The sequence below is a fragment of the Dactylosporangium sp. NPDC051541 genome, from assembly GCF_044454505.1.
Taxonomy (GTDB): domain Bacteria; phylum Actinomycetota; class Actinomycetes; order Mycobacteriales; family Micromonosporaceae; genus Dactylosporangium.
Map to the genome: position 1 here is coordinate 1 of NZ_JBITDU010000054.1, position 1,609 is coordinate 1,609.

General features: G+C 68.1%; 2 protein-coding genes. Both read right to left on the minus strand.

Annotation, left to right across the window (positions count from 1 at the left end):
• Positions 1 to 51: 51 nt before the first annotated feature.
• Complete coding sequence (locus ACIA8L_RS56330) at positions 52 to 249, minus strand: hypothetical protein (RefSeq protein ID WP_395918533.1); 198 nt, start codon at positions 247 to 249, stop codon at positions 52 to 54.
• The gene (locus ACIA8L_RS56335) at positions 246 to 1,487 is read right to left on the minus strand and encodes an IS256 family transposase (protein WP_395918535.1); all 1,242 of its coding nucleotides are present in this window, start codon (positions 1,485 to 1,487) and stop codon (positions 246 to 248) included. The genes ACIA8L_RS56330 and ACIA8L_RS56335 overlap by 4 nt, the downstream gene beginning before the upstream one ends.
• Between the last annotated feature and the right edge of the window lie 122 nt (positions 1,488 to 1,609).

Sequence of the window (1,609 nt, forward strand, 5' to 3'; positions counted from 1 at the left end):
GGTCAAGCCCCTGGAAGTGGTGTAACGGCTGATCTTTCGAGGTTGTGCTGGTTAGAAGGGTTGTGTTCCGGCCGGGTGGGTGTGTGGTTCGCTGGTGTCGGGTTGCCATTGGTCGATGTCGTCGGGCCAGGGGGCGGGGCGACCGTGGTCGTCCCAGAAGCCTGTCTCGATGCCGTCGGTGAGGGCGGCGTTGCGCTTTTCGCGGTCGGGTCGTTCCGGGGTGGTGTGGTGTGGTGGCGGGCTGGTCATGCTGCGGTCTCCAGTTCGGGCGGGGTCGTGGGGGTGGCGGTGGTGGTGGGTGTGGTGCGGGATCGTTCGAGGATGTCGAGGGCGAAGTAGCGGCGGCCTTCGGTCCACTCGTCGTGTTGTTCGGCGAGGACGGCGCCGACGAGGCGGGTGACGGCGTCGCGGTCGGGGAAGATCCCGACGACGTCGGTGCGGCGGCGGATCTCCTTGTTGAGGCGTTCGTTGGGGTTGTTCGACCAGATCTGGCGCCAGATCTGTTGGGGGAAGCCGGTGAAGGCGAGGAGGTCGGCGCGGGCGTCGTCGAGGTGGGCGGCGACTTTCGGCAGGGATCTGCCGGTGGTGTCGAGGAGTTTGTCGAACTGGGTGTGGACGGCGCCGGCGTCGATCTGGTCGTAGACGGAGTGCAGCATGGTCTTGACCGCCGGCCACGCCGACTTCGGTGTCACCTGCATGAGGTTGGCGGCGTAGTGGGTGCGGCAGCGCTGCCAGGTGGCGCCGGGCAGGTTCGCGGCGATCGCGTCGACGAGGCCGGCGTGGGCGTCGCTGGTGACGAGGAGGGTGCCGGTCAGGCCGCGGGCGACGAGGTCGGCGAAGAACGTGTTCCACGCCTGCTTCGTTTCGCTGGTGGCGACTTTGACGCCGAGGACCTCGCGGTGGCCGTCGGCGTTGACGCCGGTCGCGACGAGCACGACGGCGTTGACGACCCGGCCCTGTTCACGGACCTTCATCGTCAGCGCGTCGGCGGCCACGAACGTGAACGGCCCGCAATCGCCGAGGGGCCGGGTCCGGAACGCGGCGACCTGGGCGTCGAGGTCGGCGGCCATCCGCGACACCTGTGACTTGGACAGGCTGGTGATCCCGAGGGTCTGTACGAGCTTGTCCATCCGGCGCGTGGAGACGCCGAGCAGGTAGCAGGTCGCGACCACGCTTACCAGGGCGGCCTCGGCCCGTTTGCGCCGTTCGAGGAGCCATTCGGGGAAGTAGGAGCCGGAGCGCAGCTTCGGGACCGCGACGTCGATGGTGCCGATGCGGGTGTCGAGCTCGCGGTGCCGGTAGCCGTTGCGGGAGTTGACCCGGTCCGGTGAGGTCATGCCGTACTCGGCGCCGCAGACCGCGTCGGCGTCCGCGGACAGCAGCGAGTTGATGACGGTGGACAGCAGGTGCCGCATCAGATCCGGTGATGCGTCGCCGAGTGCTTGGCCGAGGAGCCCGGCAGGGTCGATGATGTGTGGTGCGGTCATCGCGATGATGCCCTTTCGAGAGTGCTGTGAGAGGTCCGCTCGAAAGATCACGCGATGGCCGCGCTGCATGCCGGACCACCTGTCCGACAAGTCACGCCAACCGCGTTACACCACTATCAGGG

Coding starts and splice junctions, on each gene's coding strand:
- ACIA8L_RS56335 (WP_395918535.1), bottom strand. CDS start 1,487: ATGACCGCACCACACATCATCGACCCTGCCGGGCTCCTCGGCCAAGCA.
- ACIA8L_RS56330 (WP_395918533.1), bottom strand. CDS start 249: ATGACCAGCCCGCCACCACACCACACCACCCCGGAACGACCCGACCGC.